General features: G+C 53.0%; 16 protein-coding genes. 12 read left to right on the top strand and 4 right to left on the bottom strand.

Annotated elements, in window-relative coordinates; all coding sequences use genetic code 11:
• Positions 1–99 precede the first annotated feature (99 nt).
• The 6 genes from AC4QZR_RS05760 to AC4QZR_RS05735 all read left to right on the top strand — a co-directional run bounded on the left by AC4QZR_RS05760 (position 100) and on the right by AC4QZR_RS05735 (position 4,030).
• Positions 100–348, top strand: coding sequence for a hypothetical protein (locus AC4QZR_RS05760; RefSeq protein WP_494480043.1), 249 nt, complete (start codon positions 100–102; stop codon positions 346–348).
• 6 nt (positions 349–354) lie between these two features.
• Positions 355–858 carry a DUF2243 domain-containing protein gene (locus AC4QZR_RS05755; protein WP_494480042.1) on the top strand — a complete coding sequence of 168 codons (504 nt, stop codon included), beginning with the start codon at positions 355–357 and terminating at the stop codon, positions 856–858.
• A 172-nt stretch (positions 859–1,030) separates the two neighbouring features.
• Positions 1,031–1,501 (top strand): thioredoxin family protein, encoded by a 471-nt coding sequence (locus AC4QZR_RS05750; protein WP_494480041.1) that lies wholly within the window; start codon positions 1,031–1,033, stop codon positions 1,499–1,501.
• Positions 1,502–1,533: 32 nt separating this feature from the next.
• Positions 1,534–2,595: an FAD:protein FMN transferase gene (locus tag AC4QZR_RS05745; protein ID WP_494480040.1), complete on the top strand. Its 1,062-nt coding sequence runs from the start codon at positions 1,534–1,536 to the stop codon at positions 2,593–2,595.
• A gap of 5 nt (positions 2,596–2,600) precedes the next feature.
• On the top strand, positions 2,601–2,828 hold the full coding sequence (locus AC4QZR_RS05740; RefSeq protein ID WP_253404271.1) for a DUF4266 domain-containing protein: 228 nt from the start codon (positions 2,601–2,603) through the stop codon (positions 2,826–2,828).
• Entirely contained in the window at positions 2,819–4,030 is a 1,212-nt protein-coding gene (locus AC4QZR_RS05735; RefSeq protein ID WP_494480039.1) for a DUF3570 domain-containing protein, read from the top strand. The genes AC4QZR_RS05740 and AC4QZR_RS05735 overlap by 10 nt, the downstream gene beginning before the upstream one ends.
• Before the next feature lie 46 nt (positions 4,031–4,076).
• On the opposite strand, the gene AC4QZR_RS05730 is transcribed toward AC4QZR_RS05735, so the two are convergent.
• Together AC4QZR_RS05730 and AC4QZR_RS05725 are read right to left on the bottom strand one after the other, a co-directional pair.
• Positions 4,077–6,743, bottom strand: a complete 2,667-nt coding sequence (locus AC4QZR_RS05730; RefSeq protein ID WP_494480038.1) for a cation-translocating P-type ATPase — start codon at positions 6,741–6,743, stop codon at positions 4,077–4,079.
• A gap of 83 nt (positions 6,744–6,826) precedes the next feature.
• Positions 6,827–7,711 (bottom strand): patatin-like phospholipase family protein, encoded by an 885-nt coding sequence (locus AC4QZR_RS05725; RefSeq protein WP_494480037.1) that lies wholly within the window; start codon positions 7,709–7,711, stop codon positions 6,827–6,829.
• Between the two features lie 237 nt (positions 7,712–7,948).
• Between AC4QZR_RS05725 and AC4QZR_RS05720 the strand changes: the two genes are divergently transcribed.
• The 6 genes from AC4QZR_RS05720 (at position 7,949) to AC4QZR_RS05695 (ending at position 17,284) form a co-directional block, all read left to right on the top strand.
• Positions 7,949–9,010 carry an NAD-dependent epimerase/dehydratase family protein gene (locus AC4QZR_RS05720; protein WP_494480036.1) on the top strand — a complete coding sequence of 354 codons (1,062 nt, stop codon included), beginning with the start codon at positions 7,949–7,951 and terminating at the stop codon, positions 9,008–9,010.
• Between the two features lie 40 nt (positions 9,011–9,050).
• The gene (locus AC4QZR_RS05715) at positions 9,051–9,827 is read left to right on the top strand and encodes a glycosyltransferase family 2 protein (protein WP_494480035.1); all 777 of its coding nucleotides are present in this window, start codon (positions 9,051–9,053) and stop codon (positions 9,825–9,827) included.
• On the top strand, positions 9,814–10,464 hold the full coding sequence (locus AC4QZR_RS05710; RefSeq protein WP_494480034.1) for a lipid-A-disaccharide synthase N-terminal domain-containing protein: 651 nt from the start codon (positions 9,814–9,816) through the stop codon (positions 10,462–10,464). Before AC4QZR_RS05715 ends, AC4QZR_RS05710 begins: the two co-directional genes overlap by 14 nt.
• A gap of 6 nt (positions 10,465–10,470) precedes the next feature.
• Positions 10,471–12,102: an ArnT family glycosyltransferase gene (locus AC4QZR_RS05705; protein ID WP_494480033.1), complete on the top strand. Its 1,632-nt coding sequence runs from the start codon at positions 10,471–10,473 to the stop codon at positions 12,100–12,102.
• Positions 12,103–12,271: 169 nt separating this feature from the next.
• The gene (locus AC4QZR_RS05700) at positions 12,272–16,282 is read left to right on the top strand and encodes an Ig-like domain-containing protein (RefSeq protein WP_494480032.1); all 4,011 of its coding nucleotides are present in this window, start codon (positions 12,272–12,274) and stop codon (positions 16,280–16,282) included.
• A 6-nt stretch (positions 16,283–16,288) separates the two neighbouring features.
• On the top strand, positions 16,289–17,284 hold the full coding sequence (locus AC4QZR_RS05695) for a PorP/SprF family type IX secretion system membrane protein (RefSeq protein ID WP_494480031.1): 996 nt from the start codon (positions 16,289–16,291) through the stop codon (positions 17,282–17,284).
• 3 nt (positions 17,285–17,287) lie between these two features.
• Here the strand turns inward: AC4QZR_RS05695 and AC4QZR_RS05690 are convergent, their stop codons facing one another.
• Together AC4QZR_RS05690 and AC4QZR_RS05685 are read right to left on the bottom strand one after the other, a co-directional pair.
• On the bottom strand, positions 17,288–18,538 hold the full coding sequence (locus AC4QZR_RS05690) for a GAF domain-containing sensor histidine kinase (RefSeq protein WP_494480030.1): 1,251 nt from the start codon (positions 18,536–18,538) through the stop codon (positions 17,288–17,290).
• A 12-nt stretch (positions 18,539–18,550) separates the two neighbouring features.
• Positions 18,551–19,618 carry a COX15/CtaA family protein gene (locus AC4QZR_RS05685; RefSeq protein ID WP_494480029.1) on the bottom strand — a complete coding sequence of 356 codons (1,068 nt, stop codon included), beginning with the start codon at positions 19,616–19,618 and terminating at the stop codon, positions 18,551–18,553.
• Between the last annotated feature and the right edge of the window lie 28 nt (positions 19,619–19,646).

Genomic DNA, 19,646 nt, shown 5'->3' with positions numbered 1-19,646 from the left:
GTTACATAAGCAGGCAATTTTGGAAACAGGATGCCGGATGATTACCCGAATGAAAGTGGGGTGACGTGTAAAGCAACTAAACCCTTTTGTAACAGGTATATGGGTCAGTCTGATCCAAAGGATTTTACAGGTATAGCCATGATGAAAACCGCTCGTGTACTCCCTCGAATGACGTTGCTTATGTTGTTTGTCCTGCTTACCCATTTGCCTGCTTTGGCCTGCACCACCTGCAACCGCCCCCTAAAGGCGGCCATCTTCGACGATAACTTTCTGCAGCTATTCCTCTATATGCTGCTGCCTTTCTTATTCATCGGGCTGGTGGTATACCGACTCCATAAACTCAAATAAGATGCTATGAAAAGACAAATACCCATTGAAGAAGTTAAGCCCGCCCGAACCGGTCCGCTGATTGCGGCGGCCACACTCATAGGTATAGGAATGGGCGGGTTTGTGGACGGCATTGTGTTGCACCAGATCCTGCAGTGGCACCAGATGATCTCCGCCAAACTACCGCCGGACACGCTGCTCAACAAAGAGACCAACATGTTCTGGGACGGTATCTTCCACGCTTTCACCTGGCTCACTACAGCACTGGGTATCTACCTGCTCTGGCGGGTGGCTAAAGAGCGCAAAGTCGTGCTGTCGAACCGCATTTTCGGCGGCAGTCTGCTGTTTGGTTTCGGCTTGTTCAATGTCGTGGAGGGTATCATCGATCACCACATCCTGGTACTGCACAATGTGCGCGAAATCAGTCAAAGCCCCACAGCCTGGAACTTCGGCTTTCTGGGAGTATCGCTGGTGATGCTGGTTGTCGGGTGGATGCTCGTGCAGAAGGGCAGGAGAGAGACGCAGGTATAAATTGGGGAAAAAATAAATTGGCAACAGTACAACGTGCGGCGGGTGCCCGGCGTTTAAATGACAACGAACAGCCTCATCATGAAGCACTAAGTTTTACACCTTAATTTTTTGAGATTGGCCAATACCTGTCCGCAGGCATGGCTCATTATGTCAAACTACTAAAAAGGTGAATATGCAACGTGCTTTTTCTTTTGCCCTTCTCTGGGCGCTGCTCTCGCTTGGCTACACTGCCAATGCACAGGCCACTACCGACAATTTGAAATGGGAACACCGCTACGAGGAAGCCGCCAGGCAGGCCGCAGCCGATCACAAACCCATTCTGATGGTGTTCGCCGGCTCCGACTGGTGTAAGCCCTGCATCCTGCTGCGCAGGGAGGTATGGGATACGCCTGCCTTCCGGGATTATGCCAAAGAGCACTTCGTGCTGCTCGAGCTCGACTTCCCCCGTTTCAAGAAAAACCAGCTGCCGGAAGAACAGAAAAAATACAATGAGCAACTGGCAGACAAATATAACCAGGAGGGCCTGTTCCCACTCGTTGTCCTGACAGATGAAAAAGGAAATGTGTTGGGCAAAACGGGCTACCATCCTGGCGGACCCGACAAGTATATTCCGCACCTGGAGCAACTCTTGCACCAGAAGTAGATCGCCTGCTTAACCTTAACCGCTGTATTTTTATGGATAGAATCATGCAATTCTGGCTGGTAGCGTTGTTGCTAGTATGCAACGCCGCACAGGCGCAGGCTCCTGCCGGGGAGCTGAAGACGCAGAAAAAAGTACTGTTGCTGATGGGCACCCGGTTTGAACTGGTAGCTGTGTCGGAGGATGAAGAACTGGCCTATAAGGCCATTGAAGCAGGTATACAGGAAATTCAGCGGATCGAGGCGCTCATTTCAGAGTGGCAACCGACCTCCCAGACCAGCGCCATTAACCGGAGTGCCGGCGGTATGCCCGTGCCAGTGGATGAGGAACTCTACGAGCTCATCCGGCGCAGCCTTCGCATTTCCGAGCTAACGGGCGGGGCCTTTGACATTAGCTGGGCGGCCGCCGACAAGGTATGGAAGTTTGATGGGTCTATGAAGGAGATGCCGTCACCGGAAGCTGTGGAGAATTCCATCCGTCACATCGGTTACCAAAAGATCCAGCTGATTCCGGAGACGCACAGTGTATTTCTGAAGGAAGAAGGGATGAAGATCGGATTTGGTGCCATCGGCAAAGGCTATGCCGCCAACCGGGTACGCGACCTGATGCGCAGGATGGGTATACAAAGCGGCGTGGTGAATGCTGCCGGCGACCTGATCACCTGGGGCAAACAGGCCGATGGCCAGCCTTGGTACATCGGTATAGCCGACCCTGCAGCCAAGGAAAAGGTTTTCTCCTGGCTCACTGCCGACCACACTGCCGTCGTGACTTCCGGAAGCTATGAAAAGTACGCCCAGATCAATGGCAAACGCTACGGTCACATCATAGACCCACGCACCGGTTATCCGGTAAGCGGCCTGAAAAGCGTCACCATCATATGCCCTGATGCCGAGCTGGCTGATGCGCTGGCCACAGCCGTATTTGTACTGGGGAAGGAAGAGGGACTATACCTGGTCAATCAGCTAAAAGGCGTGGAGTGCCTGCTGGTGACAGATGAAAACGAAATGGTTACTTCTGACCAGTTGCACCTGCATTACTACAAAAACAAGCCGGCTTCTGCCAAAGCGGCTATACCTGCCAAAACCTCTAAAATCTAAGCCCAATGAAGTTGATTAGATGTGTCGCATTGTATGCCCTAGGTGCTGTTTTGCTCGGCTCGCTGGGCGGCTGCGAAGTCGTTAAACCTTATCAGAAAACCCTGCTGAACGAGGAGGAGATGAAGCTGAGCGCACGTAAACTGGAGGCCTTCGAGACGAATTTCCAATCGTACCGCGAAGGTGCCTCGGGTGCAAACGGTGGTAAAGTAGGAGGGGGGTGCGGATGCAACTAAGGTACATCGGCCTGATGATGGTCTGCACCATGGCCACCACAGCCTTCGCGCAAAACATAAGCACAACTGCCCCTGTGCGGCGGGTGCGTAAACTGGAACCGGCCGAGGTGAACATCCTCGGCAGCTACTATAGCCAGGACGGCAACCACTCGCCGGTGACCGGGGGCATTGGCACCGAGCAGTTGACGGATGTCACGCCGAACATTATCGTGAACGTGCCGCTCGACACGGTCACCAACCTGAATGTGAACTTCGGGATGGACTTCTACTCCTCGGCTTCCACCGACAACATAGATTTTAACGTTTCATCCGCCTCCAAATCCGATTTGCGCACACACCTCAACCTGGGTATAAGCCGCCGCAACAGTCTGACAAGGATCACGAAAAGTCTGATAATCGGAGGTTCTACCGAGTACGATTACCAGTCGTTGTCAGTGGGGGCTGGCTGGGCGCAGGAGTCGCGCGACGGCAACCGGGAACTCAGCCTGATGGGCATGATCTACTACGACACCTGGACGCTGATATACCCGGAGGAACTGCGCAATGGCAAAAGCTTGGTGAGCACCAACAAGCGGCAATCCTATAACCTTTCGGCTACCTTGTCGCAGGTGATCAACCAAAAAATGCAAGCTTCTTTAAGCGCCGACATCGTCTATCAGTCCGGTTTGCTCTCTACGCCCTTTCACAGGGTGTATTTCCGGGAGCAGGAGGCGGCGCAGGTAGAGCAACTGCCGGACCAGCGCCTGAAATACCCACTGGGGTTGCGGGTGAACTACTACGTGAATGATTATGTGACTTCGCGCTTCTTCTATCGCTTCTACAGCGACAACTGGGGCGTGACGGCCAACACCATCGAGCTGGAGACACCCATCAAATTCGGGCCATTCTTCTCGTTCTACCCTTTTTACCGCTTCCATACCCAAACGGTAGCCGACTACTTTGCACCCTACAAAGAGCACAGCCTGAGCCAGAAGTTCTATACCTCCGATTATGATCTGTCGGGCTTTACCAGCCACAAAGCAGGTTTAGGGTTGCGCTATTCACCTCTGTCTGGTATAGCCAAATTCGGACTGCCTTTCTCGAAGAACAAAACCTCGCTGAAAGGGATAGAACTGCGGTGTGCCAACTACTGGCGCAGCGACGGTATCAAGGCTTTCATCATCAGCACGGAACTCAACTTCACGCTGCCGTCCAGAAAGTGATCTGGGGACCAGGAGTAGGTGAAGGAGGGAAGAGTCCTACCCTGAATTACAAAGCTGTTGATTTTTCCCTACGCGCCCGCAGGTATATTTTGCCCAGTTCATTTACCAGCAGCGGGACTAATCCTAAGGTTAGTACCATTAACCAACCAGGTGTATCGAGCATGGTGAGGTTGAAAGCCTTCCGCATAAAAGGGACGGTTATCACCGCTAATTGCAGTGCCAGCCCCAGCACGATGGCGCCTATCAAGTACCTGTTCGAGAAAACGCCAAGCTGGAAAATGGATTTCGTATGATGCCGCATGGCCAGAGAGTAAAAGAGCTGGCAGGCCACCAGCGTCATAAAGGCCAGGGTTCTGGCGTTCTCCAGCGTGGCGACTGGCACAACATCATCAAAAGGGGTGTAGCCGTGCTCGTAGTAGCCGAACCAGAAGGAAAAAATGGTGAGCGTACCGATCAGAATGCCACCACCCAGCACACGCCAGCCTGCAATGCCGGTAAAGAAGCTTTCGTTGGGGTTGCGGGGCTTTTCCTGCATCACATCCGGGTCGCCGGGGTCCATGCCCAGTGCGACGGCCGGCATAGAGTCCGTGAGCAGGTTGATCCAGAGGAGCTGGGTTGCGATCAGAGGCGCTTCCCAGCCGATCATCAGCGTGATGAACATGGCCACTACCTCACCCAGGTTACAAGACAGCAAAAAGAGGACGGCTTTCCGGATGTTGTTGTAGATGTTCCGGCCCTGCTCGATAGCCGATACAATCGTGGCAAAATTATCATCGGTCAGAATCATGTCTGATGCATTTTTGGCCACGTCTGTCCCCGTAATGCCCATGGCCACCCCGATGTCGGCGGCATTGAGCGAGGGTGCATCGTTCACGCCGTCCCCAGTCATCGACACCACATTGCCCTGCGCCTTGAGAGCACGCACAATTTTAACTTTGTGTTCCGGCGAAACCCGCGCGAAGATGCGGTAGTCATTGACCTTTTCGCTGAATTCGTGCTCGCTTAGCCTTTCTATCTCCTGACCTGTAATAGCCTGGTCCAGATTGTCGGCTATACCTAGTTCATGGGCAATGGCGAAGGCAGTGATCTTGTGGTCGCCCGTGATCATGACGGTCTTGATACCCGCTACTTTTGCTTTACGCACGGAGTCTTTTACCTCCGTTCTCGGAGGGTCCATCATCCCGACAAGCCCCAGTAAGATCAGGTCCTGCTCCATCTCATCGGCGCCAATTACCGTGTCAACGGGCTTGTAGGCTACCCCCAGTGTACGAAGGGCTTGCTCCGACATGCGGGCGGTCGCTTCCTGCATCTGCTGTCTGTGTTTCTCAGAGAGCGGGACTACCTGCCCTTTTTCTTGTACACGCGTGGTCAGTTGCAGGAGGTTATCGATGGCGCCTTTGGTGTATACCGTATACCTGCCGTTTTCCTCGTTCAGGGTCGACATCAGCTTCCGGTCCGAATCGAACGAAAATTCGTCGATGCGTTTGCTCTGCCTGCCCAGTGCCTGGCGGTCTATACCTAAGTCGTCTCCCAGGATCAGCAGGGCGATTTCGGTGGGGTCGCCGGTGCCTTCGCCGTTTTCGTAGGTGGCGTCGGAGCAGAGCACCATGGCTTTGGCGAGCAGGGCTGCATCCTCGGTAGGGGAATTCTCTTTTTCCCGCTCCACTGTCACTTCCCCCTCGGAGTTAAAGTATCGCAGAACCGTCATCTTGTTCTGGGTGAGCGTACCCGTTTTGTCGGAACAGATGATGTTGACGGAGCCCAGTGTCTCCACCGCCGGCAAACGCCTGATGATGGCGTTGCGTCTGGACATGCTCGTGACGCCAATCGAAAGCACAATGGCCACGATGGCGGCCAGTCCCTCCGGTATAGAGGCTACGGCCAGCGAAACCGAAATAAGAAACATCTCCGCCAGGTCTCGGCCCTGCAGCAGGGCTACCACAAAGATCAGCACACAGATGCCAATCGCGAATTTGCCAAGCGATTTGCCGAGTTTGTTCAGCCGGACCTCCAGCGGGGTTTTAACATCTTCTTCGGTGTCGATGATGGTGGCGATCTTGCCCACCTCGGTCTGCCTGCCGGTGCCCACGACCACACCCACGCCTCTGCCCGCCGTCACCAAGGTGGACATGAAGGCGGCATTATCGCGGTCGCCGAGGGGTGTATTGGGCGCTTTTAAAGTAATGGTGGCATCTTTGGGGGAGGGAACGGACTCGCCGGTCAGGGCCGACTCCTCTATCTGCAGGTTGGCCGATTCAAGCAGGCGGAGGTCAGCGGCAATATACCTGCCAGCATCCAGTATCAGTACATCGCCCGGCATTACGGTATCAGAGTCAACTTCTTTCACGACTCCCTCACGGCGCACGAGGGCTTTGGGGGAGGCTATTTTTTGCAACGCTTCGATGGCATTGCCCGCCTTTACTTCCTGCACCACACCCAACACCGCATTGAGGATTATCACAGCCAGGATGATGATGGCGTCGATGTATTCGCCCATGAACAGGGTGATCACCACCGCCGCAAACAGCACATAAATGAGCCAATCCTGAAGCTGGGCCAGGAATAGCTGCAAGATGCTCTTTTTCTTTTTTGCCGTCAGCTTGTTAGGGCCATACTTTTCCAGACGGACTTTCACTTCTTGTTCAGTGAGTCCCTGAGCCGGATCTACTGCCAGTTCTTTCAGAACAGCCTCTTTTGATTTGGAGAACCACATATCATGCTATCGATTCGTGACGTCAATAAATTAAAGTTAGCGATAAGCACTGATAGTTCGTTTACATCGGCTTCAGTTTCAACTTAAAAGTTCTCAAGTGATACCAAAGCCCTGTGGCAAATCTCGCGGCCCAATTCAATCTGGCTTTTGGCCTTGTGAAATTCGAAAATGGAGCAGGAGTTCACTGGTATTTCCACCAGCACATCAGGTGGGTGCACCTGTAGCATTAAGTTGGTCAGGCGATCTTGTGTCATTTGGTAGGCCAGCAACAGAAGCTCTCTAAGAGAGTAATCTGATAGTGGTGAAAAATCACCGGAAGCGTTCTCAGTGTCCTGCCCAGTTAGCTGCAGCCATTTCCAAAGGGCTGACACAGCTTCAGGGCGTTCGTTCACCTTCAGCATCGGTTTGTCTTCGGTAGCCGGACCGTTCAGATTGACTGCCACGACCAGTTCGCCTTCCTTTTTACGCACCAGGTTAAGAGGGAGCGGATTAAGCACACCGCCGTCAACCAGAAACTGCCCGTTTTCAAGCACCGGGGTGAACACGCCAGGTATAGCAATGGAAGCACGCAGGGCCTTGTAAAGATCACCGGAAGTATAATTTACTTCCTGGTTTCGGAGCATATCAGTAGCCACAGCCGTGAAGGGAACTTTCAGATGCTCGATATCCTGCGGACCTGTTACTTCACGCAGCAGGTTAAATATCTTTTCGCCTTTGATGAAGCCTTGCCGGGTGAAGGTGAAGTCGAGCAGGTTGAAGACCGAGCTTCTGGTCAGGGTAAACATCCATTCTTTGTAAGCCTGGTTGAAGCCCGCTGCATACAAGCCGCCCACAACAGCTCCCATTGAGCAGCCGACGACGCTGGCTATTTCAAAACCTTTCTCCTCCAGCACTTCAATGACGCCGATATGAGCCAATCCGCGCGCACCGCCGCTTCCCAGCACCAAATGTACCTTCCTGTTTTCCATGCCGCAGCAATTTATGTTTTTTCATCCGGGATATTATCAAAAGACTAAAGCAACACACCTATTACTAGCACGCCCGGACTAGAGTCAATTGTTCAGTTGGCAGGTAACGTTTACGGGAGGCGAGTAAAAGGATAGTTAAATATATTTTTGTATTCTTTTGTTGATTTTTGTTGCAATACGTATTTAATGATTCTACCAGAATAGTGTTGGATTGAATTAGTAATAGCTCGCATCATTATGAGCAGGAATAAAAAGGTCTTGGTTACAGGCAGTGCAGGCTTCATCGGGCACCATGTCGTGATGGCTTTGCAGGGAGCACATTTTGAATTGGTAGGGCTTGATGTCATCAACCATTACTATGATCCGGCCTTGAAATACGATCGCCTCCAACAACAAGGCTTTGACAGAGCCTTGATCCATTACAATACCTGCATCCGAAGTGCCGACAATCCGTCCCAACAATTTATTTTGCTTGATTTAACCGATGCAAACGCCCTTGAGAAACTCTTTCAGGAACAACAATTTGACATAGTGGTGCACCTGGCCGCGCAGGCCGGGGTGTTGTACAGCCTGGAAAATCCGATGGCTTATGTGGAAAGTAATTTGGTCGGATTTGCCAACATGCTGGAAGCTTGCCGGAAACATCCGGTGAAGCACTTCCTGTTTGCCTCCTCCAGTTCGGTGTACGGCCAGCATGTGGAGATCCCTTTTTCCACCAGCCACAGGACAGACCAGCCGATTTCTTTTTATGCCGCCACCAAAAAGGCCAACGAAGTAATGGCGCACAGCTATGCTCATTTGTACGGTATACCTACCACGGGCATGCGTTTTTTCACCGTGTATGGTCCCTGGGGCAGACCGGATATGGCCTGCCTGCACTTTGCCAAATGCATTGCCGAGGAGCGTACCATCCGGCTTTACAACCAAGGGAATATGTGGCGTGATTTTACCTACATCGACGATGTGGTGACCGCCGTGACGAAACTGCTGCTACGCGCGCCAAAAGTTACTAAAAAGCGAGCTCCCGAAGCACCCTATCGCCTGTACAATATTGGCAACAACCAGCCTGTGCAGTTGCTCGAGATGGTGGCGCTCCTGGAGCGGGGCTTGCATAAAAAGGCCCGCATTGACCTGCTGCCCATGCAGCCCGGCGATGTGCCTGTGACCTATGCCGATGTAGAATCGCTGGTGACGGCTATCGGGTATAGGCCCCGCACCAGCCTGGAGGAAGGTATAGGAAAGTTTCTTGATTGGTTTAAAGCCTACTATACGGCACGCCCTGTCAAAAAAGCAGCCTGATGGGGGTGTCGGTATTCACTTGACTTAAATAGAACAAGGTATGGTAAATGAACTTTACAATGAGGGGCCTGCAAAAACTTCCCTCACGATTCTAGTACCCGTCTTTAACGAAGTGGAATGCCTCGTGCGCCTAAGTGAGGCCCTGGACGCCTTTCTTCCACAGTCTCCCATTCCGGCGGAGGTGTTGTTTATCAACGACGGGTCGACAGACAACAGCCTGTCCATGATCCGGGAGATATGCGGGCGAAAAAATCTATACAACTACATTTCGCTGAGCCGTAACAGTGGCCTGAGCACGGCCATCAAAGCAGGTATAGACCATTGCCAAAGCACTCATATTGGGTACATAGACTCCGACCTGCAGACGTCGCCAATGGATTTTCTGCTGTTCTTCGAGCACCTGTCGGAGTACCAGATGATTTGCGGCATCCGGACGAAGCGCAAGGATACGTTTGTCAAGAAAATTTCCTCCAGGATCGCCAACGGTTTCAGGCGGCGCATGATCAACGATGGGATTGTCGATACCGGTTGTCCGTTAAAGATCATGGACGCTGCCTTTGCCAGACGCGTCCCGTTTTTCGACGGTATGCACCGCTTTTTGCCGGCGCTTATACAACTGCAGGGCGGAAAAGTAAAGCAAATCCCCGTGCAGCACTTTGAACGTTATGCGGGCACTTCCAAATACCACCTGTTCAACCGCCTGTGGGGGCCGCTGAACGATACCTTCGCCTTCCGGTGGATGCGCAAACGCTACATCCGGTATACCATCTCTGAGCAATTCATCAACAAGGCGGCGGTACGGCATGAGCAGGTCTGAGATAGGCATCTTGAGTCTGGGACTGATGGCGCAAGCGCTGTTCTCTGCTCGCATACTGGTACAATGGATCACGTCGGAGCGGGCGGGTAGAGTGCTGTCACCCACTTCGTTCTGGACGTTCAGCCTGCTGGCTTCGTTCCTGCTGATGCTCTACGGTATGTTCCGCCAGGACCTGGTCATCATTGGCGGGCAAGTGATCTCTTACCTGATATACCTGCGCAATCTGCAATTTAAAGGAGTTTGGAGTGAGTTGCCTGCCTGGGTGCGTTGGCCGGCTGTTCTGTTCCCGCTGGGCGCAGTGGTCTGGTTGGTTTTCGGGGATGCGTATAGCCTGGCGTATATCTGGCAGCACAGCAAGGTATCGGGTCTGCTCATAGCCTGGGGTGGGGCAGGGCAGGTCATCTTCACGCTTCGTTTTGTGTACCAGTGGTATTACTCAGAACTAGCCCAGGAGTCCATCTTGCCGAACGGTTTCTGGGTGATTAGCCTGATAGGCAGTCTGATGATCGTGACCTATGCCGTGCTGCGCCTGGATCCGGTTCTGCTGCTGGGGCAGGTGGTAGGCGTCGTGGCCTACAGCCGTAACCTATACCTGGGGCTGCAAAAACAATCTACTAGCCAACGTACTGTTTCCTGATTGGATATGAAGCAAGCTATTGCTGGTCTGCGCCACCATACCCTTGTGGCAGCACTGCTTTTTGTGTTTTTGCTGGTCCTGCTCTATAACCTGGGCGGTTGGGGTTTGGTGGAAACCAGCGAAGCCCGCTATGCCGAGATCAGCCGCGAAATGCTGCTGAGCGGTGACTGGATGCATCCCCGCCTGCTTGGTATACAGCACTTTCATAAGCCTCCCATCACCTATATAATTTCTGCTGCAGGTATGGGCCTGTTCGGTGTGAATGAATTCGGGGTGCGTTTTTTTCTGCAACTCTCTTTGTTGGCACAGGCCCTGCTGGTATACCTCATCGGGCAGGAGCTGTTTGGGTCACGCAAAATGGCTCTAACCGCTCTTATCATTTACGTGACCATGCCCGCCGTTCTGATCGCTGCCCGTAACCTGACAACGGACTCATTTCTGGCTACCTTCGAATTGCTGGCCATTTGGGCCTGGATGAGGTATAAACCCAGCAAAAAGCCCGCCTGGCTATACCTGTTTTACCTGGCACTGGCCCTCGCTTTTCTGACCAAAGGTCCGGTGGGCCTGATATTTCCAGTGCTCGTCGTGATAGGGTATAGGGGAAAAGGTTCAACCGGAAACTCCAGTCTTGCACACCATTTGTTAGCCTTCTCGCTGTTTTTGGTGCTAAGTGCCTCCTGGTACGTATACCTGATGTGGCAGGACAGGCAGTTTGTCGATTATTTCCTGCTCAACCACATTGTCAAGCGCTATACCAGTCCGGAGGCCTTTGGGCGGTCCGAACCGTGGTGGTTTTACTTGGCGTTTATACCTGTTCTGAGCCTGCCCTGGTCTGCCATGTTGCTATTGCATCTACCTGCACTTCGAAAACTCTTGCCCGAACACAAGCGGCTTTTTGAGCTCTGGCTGCTGATACCGCTTCTTTTTTTCTCATTCTCAAGTTCCAAGCTGATCTTGTACGTCCTACCGATGCTGGCAGGTATAGCCCTGCTGATTTCCTGGTTACTCTATCAGCTGACCGCGCGCGACCTCCGGATTATCTCTCGGGTCACCTTCGTATACCTGGGCCTGGTTGTCCTTAGCCTTATACTGCTACGGTTCCTGCCTTTGGGCTTCACCGTTCCTTTTCCCCTGGTACTTTTTGCAGTGCTGATGCTGGGCGTGTTGTACCTGCTGTGGCGGTACATGCAGCAAAGTATACAACAAGTGGTGGCTGCTGTACTGGCCTTCACCGTATTTCTGATACCCTTTTCGACGCACATCCTGGGTGCCAATGCGGAGCAAATGAACTCCAGTAAAGCAGTGGCCAATTTGATCAGGGAGGAGAATCTGCAGGGGAGAACCATCATCGTCTATGACCGTCTGCTACCGTCCCTGGCCTTTGCGCTAAACAAGGATATTGTATCGGTGAGCGACCAACACCACAGCCTTAAACGCGAAACAAAGTTTGAAGCAGGTGACGCGTGGCGCAACCACCTGCTCCGGATTCAGGACAGGCAGGACTCTGCCAGACTTCGGGAGATGCTTGGCGGCCAGGCTGTCCTCGTCTCTAAAAGGGAATTGCCCGCCAACAGGAAATGGTTGAGAAGTCAGTTGACCCATAGCAGACAGGTGGGCGTCTGGATGGTGTATTACTGATCCGGAGGGTTTGTGGCAGCAGGAATAAGCTGCTATCGTGATGTCCCTCTGGTCGTCTGCACTATATATTCTGTACAAAATATAGAACCCTGAAAATCATTTTTCGTTAACCCGTGTGAACTGCCACCACGCGTTGGCAGGCTCCATTAAACGGCCATCACTATTTTGTATGAATCATAAGTACTTAGTTCACCTGCAAAGAAGGTATAGTTTTTTTTGTCTTTTTCTGCTGTTCCTTACTTTTCCATTCTCTCTTGTAGTTGCAAATAAAGTTGATTTTGGCAGTACACTAGCCGCTGCAGCGCCTGCAGCGGTAAAAGCGCAGCCCTCGCTGGTAGGTGCCATTACCCTTCAGTGGAATGCCGTAACAGGCGCTACCCAGTATGTGGTGGAGCGTTCTCTTTTCGCAAATAGTGGCTTTCAAGTGCATGCCACCGTTGCTGCCGTAAGCGGCAAAACGATCTATACCTACCGTGATAGCGGGCTAGGCTACGGGGAAAGTTACCACTACCGCGTAAAAGCGGTGACGAGCTCCGGTGACTCGCCCTGGAGCAGTACGGTGAATGCCACGACGCATGCGCAGAGCAAAATTTTTAATATCATGCCACTCGGCGACTCCAACACCCACGGCACCAAATTCAGTGACAACCGAACAGACGCTGAGCGCATCGCTTATCGCAAGCAGCTCTACGATTTGCTGATGGGGGCCAACGCCAAATTCACGTTCGTGGGCAGTGAGCGCTCGGGTAGTGCCACACTGGCGAACGACCAGCATGCGGGTTTTCCGGGATCCCGCACCGGCGACATCGCGAGTTTGCTGCGCACCAGCAGCTACCGCAACCAGGACAATGTGTTGGTATCACGTGGCTCGGGCACCTACCTGGACAAGTTCAACCCCGATGTGGTGCTCCTGCATCTGGGCACCAACGGCGGGCAGTTTGGCGTCACCGACGACGAGCAGGCCATTGCTGAAATGGCCGCTATACTAGACGAGGTGGATGCCTACGAAGCCAGGGCCAACAAAGAGGTAACCGTTGTACTGGGGCTCATCATTAACCGCGTTCCCCAAGAGAATGATCCGGCGGCGGTGGAGTATACCTCGCGTTTCAATGCGAAACTGGCTGCTATGGCTGAGAACCGCATCAAAACTAAAAGCGACCGGCTCATTGTAGTAGACATGGAAAAAGCGGCCGGCATCATCTACAAATTAGCAGGCAATGGCGGTGACATGGACGACAGCCTGCACCCGGCACCATCGGGCTACCAGAAAATGGCCAATCAGTGGTTTAAGGTCCTGAACCCGCTCCTGAAACCAGCCAGTATTACCGCTAGCAACCCGGAGACCACCATCACGAAAAAACCGACCGAAATATCAAAAGAGAAGTCTCCAACGTTTGAATTTACCAGCAATAAAAGTCCCGTATACTTTGAAGTGAGCCTGAACGGAGGCGCTTATGAAGCTGTCAGCAACCCGTATACCTTAAGCAACCTGGTCGACGGACGCTATACCTTGTCTGTGCGGGCCGTGGACGCGGGTGGCCGAAAAGACGCCACACCAGCTTCCTATACCTGGACCATCATCACAGAACCTCCAACGCCTCCTGTTTTTACAGCTGTCACCGAAGATCGTGGCCCTGTTAACAACGATCGTGTGACCTCCGATAACACCATTCGTCTGGCTGGTAAGGCGCAGAATGGAGTAGAGGTGACCGTGAGTGAAGCCGAACGTGGTGTGCTGGGCAAAGTTAACGCCAACAACAGTGGCGACTGGACTTTCAATTACGAAGGCACCGCCCTGCCAGCGGGCGTGTACCGTTTAACTGCAATTGCAACTGATATTGCGGGCAATGTGAGCAAAGTGAGCAGCACCTTTACCGTCACCATCGACCTGACCCGTCCGGATGTTGCCATCTCGACCGAGGCGAAAGCCCCGGTAACCAAAGCCTTCCCGATACAGCTTAAGTTCACGGAGGAGGTATACGGCCTTGCTGCCGCCGATATCACTATGACGGACGGTACACTGAGCGATCTGAAAGAAGTGGACAAATCCACCTATACCGCTACCATCACTCCACCTGTCAACGGGCAGGGTACAGTAGCCATAAGTCTGGCCGCTGACAAAGCGACCGACCTGGCGGGCAACGGCAACACGGCCTCCAATAAACTGGAGATCGCCTATGACCTGAAGCGTCCGAAAGTGACGCTGAGCTCGGATGCCCCGCAGCTCGTGAAAGCGCCTTTTACGGTGAAGTTTACCTTTGATGAAGCAGTAACTGGTTTTACGGCAGCTGATATCAGTGTGCAGAATGGCTCTGCCGGAAACCTGAAAGCCGAGAGTGCTACAGTGTATACGGCCACCATCAGCCCGGCTTCTGACGGGGAGGTAGTGGTGAGTCTGGCGGAAAACAAGGCAACTGACGAAGCCGGCAATGGCAATGAATCCTCTGCCGAACTGAAGCGCCTTTATGACGTGGCGCCACCAACCGTCACGCTGGCTACTACGGCGGGTGAACTGACGAATGCCGCTATACCTGTTACGATCAGTTTCAGCGAGCCCGTGACAGGTATAGCCCTGACCTCCTTTAGCGTAACTAACGGCATACTGAGCAACCTACAGAAAAAAGACAACACCACATATACGGTTGTGCTGACGCCTGAAAAAGACGGGGAAGTTAGCCTGCAACTAGCCGCTCGCAAGGTAGAAGACCAGGCCGGAAATGGCAACACCGCTTCGAACGTCCTCAAGCGCCGGTACGATGCCACAGCACCTACAGTGGTGCTGAGCACCGACGCTCCGGAACTGACCAATAAGCCTTTCACCGTGAGCTTCCGTTTCAGCGAAGCGGTAGAAGGGTTCACTGCTGCCGATATCACCGTAGCAAATGGGGCAGCCAGTGAGTTTAAGAAAACAGACGATCAAGCTTATAGCGCTCTGATCAAACCAGCAGCAGATGGCGAAGTGACTGTGCGGCTGGCGGCAGGTATAGCACAGGATGCAGCGGGCAACCCCAATGCTGCCTCTAACACGTTAAACATTAGCTATGACGGCAGAGCGCCATCCGGCTATACCGTGGCTTTCAGCACCGAGAAAGTAGATCACAGCAACCAAAAGCAGGTTTCGTTCACCGTGAAAGGAGCAGAGCAGGCCGCCACGTACTTCTACACCATCAGCAGTGACAAAGGTGGCACTGATGTGACCGGCACAGCCAGCACGACGGCTTCTTCCTTCAACGTAGAGAACCTGGACCTGAGCGGTCTGTATGACGGCACCCTCACCCTCACATTCTACCAGGTGGATGCCGCCGGTAACCGTGGTGCAGATGCCACGGCACAGGTGGTGAAAATGACCAAGAACATCGCCTCGGTAAATAGCCTGGAGGCTATCAAAGTGCCGTTCCGAACCAGCTTTGAAAATTTGCCGCTGCCTGCGCAGGTGAAGGTGAATTATACCAATGGGGAGGAAGAAGAGCTGGAAGTGAAGTGGCAACAAGGCGACTACAACAGTATGAAACCCGGCGTTTATACCTTGAGCGGGGAACTGGTGCTGCAGCCGAATACGACCAATCAGGACAACCGCATGGCCACCATTACCGTGACCGTAGAGCCGAATCTGCCACCAACAGCTATTGCCACCAGCCAGAACTCGTTCAAACCCAACGCGACTCCGGATGAGAGTTTATTGACTTTCAGCACCACCGACCCCGATGATGAAACCCATACCTATACCTTAGTGAGCGGACAGGGTGCTGAACACAACAGCTTTTTTGAGCTCAGAGACAACCAACTATACCTAAAGTCCTCGTCCGGACTGTCGGGCATCCGCAACTTCCAGATTCGGGTGCGCACCACCGATCCTTACCAGAACAGCTTTGAGCAGACCTTCACCCTCAACAAGGAGGTATACCAGCCGGCTAACCCGATCAAACTGGTCAATGCCTTTTCGCCAGATGGAGACGGGTTAAACGATACCTGGACGGTGCCGGAGCTTAAATTTTATGACGAGATCATTATCCAAGTGTTCGACCGGGCAGGCAGGAGACTCTTCCATACTACCAATCCGGAGCAGGGCTGGGACGGCCGCGGCCAGGACGGGCAGGTAAAAGAAGGTTCTTATTTCTACATCATCGAGGTGAAGGATATCAACCTGGTGCAGAAGGGTGTATTAACAGTACTTAAGTAACCGTACATGAACAGATTAATTTTAGCAGCTCTATTTTTTTTGACCGTTTCGGGGCTGCAGGCGCAGAACCGCAAGTATATCAGTAATTTTTCAGCGTATCAGCATTTCTACAACCCGGCACTCACCGGCAGCGAAGGCTCTATGCTCCGGACCTATTACCGCAACCAGTGGACGGGTTTTGAGGATGCTCCCAAGACGCTCTTTTTCTCAGGGGAGATGGATCTGGCGGATATGAACAAGAAAACAGACAAAACCAGCCACTACCAGTACCGGGACTCACGCAGCAATTACATGGGCGCCCGGCATGCGTTTGGCCTCATCGCCTTGCAGGAGCGCTTCGGCCCGACTAGAGAAACGCAGCTTGGATTGAACTATGGCACCGGTGTTCGGCTTTCGCAGTTACTCAGTCTACGTTTTGGCACCTCGCTTACCTTCAACAACTTCCGGCTCGACGGCAATAGCCTGGTGGTGGACAACACAGGCGACCCGCGCTACCAGCATGTGCTGGGCGACCAGAACAGCATGAGCAAGTTTGATTTGAACCTTGGTTTTGCCCTGACCTCCGCCAATTACTACCTGGGCTACGCCATGCAGGACATTACCAAAGGCCATTTTTTGAAGAGTGGTGACAGTTTCATGAAAGACGTGTATACCCGGAAGCACATCGCACAGGCCGGCTTCCGTGCCGCTCTGGCAGAGCCGTTTGGGTTGATCGTCAATGGCCTCTACCAGTACGACGAGCAGCTAAAAGGCACTGTGGAAGGACAGGTGAAACTGGTGTATAACGACTTGCTGTGGGCAGGCGGAGGCTATCGCAACGACCAGGCCTTTCATGTGGGAGCCGGTCTGCACTACCGCCAGTTCCGCATCACGTACGCCTACGAAAGCCCCATCCAGGAGGCCCGCTCTATCAGCCGCTCTACTAACGAGGTCGGCTTAGCCTATACCTTGCGCCCACTTACCACAGGCCGCGCAGGAAGCAGCGGACCTTTGTTCTGGTAGCGTTTAGCCAGCGTGGGAGACGGTGCCGATCGGAATGAAGAGTTCAAAAGAAGACCCACGGCCCGGCGTACTTTGTACCTGCATGGTACCGTGCAGGCTCTTGAGTAGCTGGCGTACCAATTGTAAGCCCATGCCGTAGCCAAGTTCGCCCTGCGTGCCCGAGGTGCTCGGCGATTGTCCTTTCTCCATGGCATCGACCTGCTCCGGGCTAAGGCCTATACCGGTGTCCTGCACCTGGATCTTCAGTATCCGGTTGTTTTGCGACAAGGTAAGATCCAGGTTCACATAAACTTCGCCTAAGGGAGGGGTGAACTTAAGCGCGTTCGAAACCAGATTGACGACAATCTGCATCAGCCTGGTTTTGTTGAAGGTAATGTCACTGAGATCTTCGTTGATGTGCACACCGAAGCTGATGGCTTTTTCGGTGGCCTGCGGTAGGAACAGTTGTTCGAGCGCTTCTCTAAAGCTCCCCAGTGTGATCCCATCCTGGATCTCGGATTGCTCTGCAGGCTGCTGATTGGGCTGCAGGATTTCATCTGCCAGTGCCAGCAGCGAAGAACTGCTCTTGTGAATCATCTGGCTAATCTTAAGCACTTCTTCCGGACTACTCTTGCCCTCTTTCTGAATAAGCCTTTTCGCTAGACCTATTATGCCACCGATCGGTCCGCGCACATCGTGTGCCACCCGTTTGATCACGGCTCTGGCTTCCGTCAGTTCGCTGCGCACTAGGCGCACCTCTTTCAGCAATAGCAGCCGTTTTACAATTTCTTTGGCCAGGGCTTTGAGCAGGTCAACTTTATCAGCAGAAAGTGTGATCTCGTGACTATCCAGGACACAGAGTGAACCAATATTGTGACCGTCCGGGGTGCGGAGCGGTACGCCAAAATAATAACGCATCATCGGCCCGTCTTTGATGCCGGCCAGGTCTTTGAATCGCTCGTCCTCCTGCAGGTTCTTTACCTCAAAATGGTCCTGTTCCAGGATCGTGTACTGACAAACCGAATTTTCGCGGGGCGTCTGCACCATCGGGAATCCGTGGCCGGCCACCGTCCACTGCGTGTACAGGTCGATCAGGTTGAGCAGGGAGACCTCTGTGCCGGCCACGCGTGCAGCCAGGGTAGTAAGCTCCTCAAACTCTTTTTCTAAGTCACTGTAGTCTAAGTCAAATGACATCAGATCAAAGATCCGTGTGCTTTCGTTTTCAGGATAAGATGCTTGCTGAGAGGCGGGCTGGTGCATGTAGGTAGTGGTCATGGGTACTATAAGCTAAACGCGTTGATGAGAGGTAGAGGTTGCATAACCGGCTTTCACCAACTCCGGCTGGCGCAGCTGGTGCACGGTCAGCACGGCCACGGAGAACAGGACAACTGCTACCAGTTGGTGCAGCACGCCCAGGCTGATCGGCACAACCAGAACGAGGGTGAAGATGCCCAATAGTACTTGCGCTATACCTGTAAGGAGTAATAAGCTGGCGACCTGTTGTGTGCGGCCTCTCCATACCTGTTGCTTCACCCTGTACCACAGCAGCAAAATGCCGGCAAGTGCTACAAAAGCAAACCAACGGTGCATGAACTGCACGGCCACGCCATGGTCGAAAAATTCGGAAAAGGAAACACCACTTAGGATACTTGGGAGAAACTCTCCCTGCATCAGCGGCCAGGTGTTGTAGGAGAAACCCGACTTGAGGCCGGCCACAAAAGCGCCCAGTACAATCTGTACCATTATAGCCCCCAGCACCAGCCACGATAAGGTATAAGCGGGCCGCTTGGCTGTAGATTTTTGCTCAACAGGAGCAACCAAGTCGGCTACTGTCCAAAGGATGACTCCTACTAATGACAATGCCAGCATAAGGTGTGCTGCTAGTCTGTAGTGGCTCACGTGGGGATTCTCACTGAGTCCGCTCATCACCATCACCCAGCCCATCAGGCCCTGCGCCATACCTAGCAGCAGTATGAAGACAAGTCGCTTTACCAGCCAGGGCGCCAGCATTTTGCGGAGCAGAAAATAAAGGAAAGGCACAATGAAGACGATGCCAATGATGCGGCCGAGCAGGCGGTGCAGATACTCCCACATAAAGATCTGTTTGAAGCCCGCGAGCGTCATGCTGAAGTTCAGCTTCTGGTACTCCGGAAACTGCTTGTACTTCTCGAACATGACGAGCCACTCGTTTTCTGAAAGCGGAGGCAGCGTACCCGAAATTAAATTCCACTCCGTGATAGAAAGACCGGAGCCGGTAAGGCGTGTAATGCCCCCGATGATGACCATGGCCAACACCAGCACAATACCGCTGATGAGCCATAGAACGACAGGTATAGAAACAGATTTTTGACGCATAACATGGAAAAGAACAAATATCCATGTT

Source organism: Pontibacter sp. YIM B11418 (assembly GCF_059278805.1).
This window is presented reverse-complemented; position numbering and strand designations above follow the sequence as displayed.

Coding starts and splice junctions, on each gene's coding strand:
- AC4QZR_RS05760 (WP_494480043.1), top strand. CDS start 100: ATGGGTCAGTCTGATCCAAAGGATTTTACAGGTATAGCCATGATGAAA.
- AC4QZR_RS05755 (WP_494480042.1), top strand. CDS start 355: ATGAAAAGACAAATACCCATTGAAGAAGTTAAGCCCGCCCGAACCGGT.
- AC4QZR_RS05750 (WP_494480041.1), top strand. CDS start 1,031: ATGCAACGTGCTTTTTCTTTTGCCCTTCTCTGGGCGCTGCTCTCGCTT.
- AC4QZR_RS05745 (WP_494480040.1), top strand. CDS start 1,534: ATGGATAGAATCATGCAATTCTGGCTGGTAGCGTTGTTGCTAGTATGC.
- AC4QZR_RS05740 (WP_253404271.1), top strand. CDS start 2,601: ATGAAGTTGATTAGATGTGTCGCATTGTATGCCCTAGGTGCTGTTTTG.
- AC4QZR_RS05735 (WP_494480039.1), top strand. CDS start 2,819: ATGCAACTAAGGTACATCGGCCTGATGATGGTCTGCACCATGGCCACC.
- AC4QZR_RS05730 (WP_494480038.1), bottom strand. CDS start 6,743: ATGTGGTTCTCCAAATCAAAAGAGGCTGTTCTGAAAGAACTGGCAGTA.
- AC4QZR_RS05725 (WP_494480037.1), bottom strand. CDS start 7,711: ATGGAAAACAGGAAGGTACATTTGGTGCTGGGAAGCGGCGGTGCGCGC.
- AC4QZR_RS05720 (WP_494480036.1), top strand. CDS start 7,949: ATGAGCAGGAATAAAAAGGTCTTGGTTACAGGCAGTGCAGGCTTCATC.
- AC4QZR_RS05715 (WP_494480035.1), top strand. CDS start 9,051: ATGGTAAATGAACTTTACAATGAGGGGCCTGCAAAAACTTCCCTCACG.
- AC4QZR_RS05710 (WP_494480034.1), top strand. CDS start 9,814: ATGAGCAGGTCTGAGATAGGCATCTTGAGTCTGGGACTGATGGCGCAA.
- AC4QZR_RS05705 (WP_494480033.1), top strand. CDS start 10,471: ATGAAGCAAGCTATTGCTGGTCTGCGCCACCATACCCTTGTGGCAGCA.
- AC4QZR_RS05700 (WP_494480032.1), top strand. CDS start 12,272: ATGAATCATAAGTACTTAGTTCACCTGCAAAGAAGGTATAGTTTTTTT.
- AC4QZR_RS05695 (WP_494480031.1), top strand. CDS start 16,289: ATGAACAGATTAATTTTAGCAGCTCTATTTTTTTTGACCGTTTCGGGG.
- AC4QZR_RS05690 (WP_494480030.1), bottom strand. CDS start 18,538: ATGACCACTACCTACATGCACCAGCCCGCCTCTCAGCAAGCATCTTAT.
- AC4QZR_RS05685 (WP_494480029.1), bottom strand. CDS start 19,618: ATGCGTCAAAAATCTGTTTCTATACCTGTCGTTCTATGGCTCATCAGC.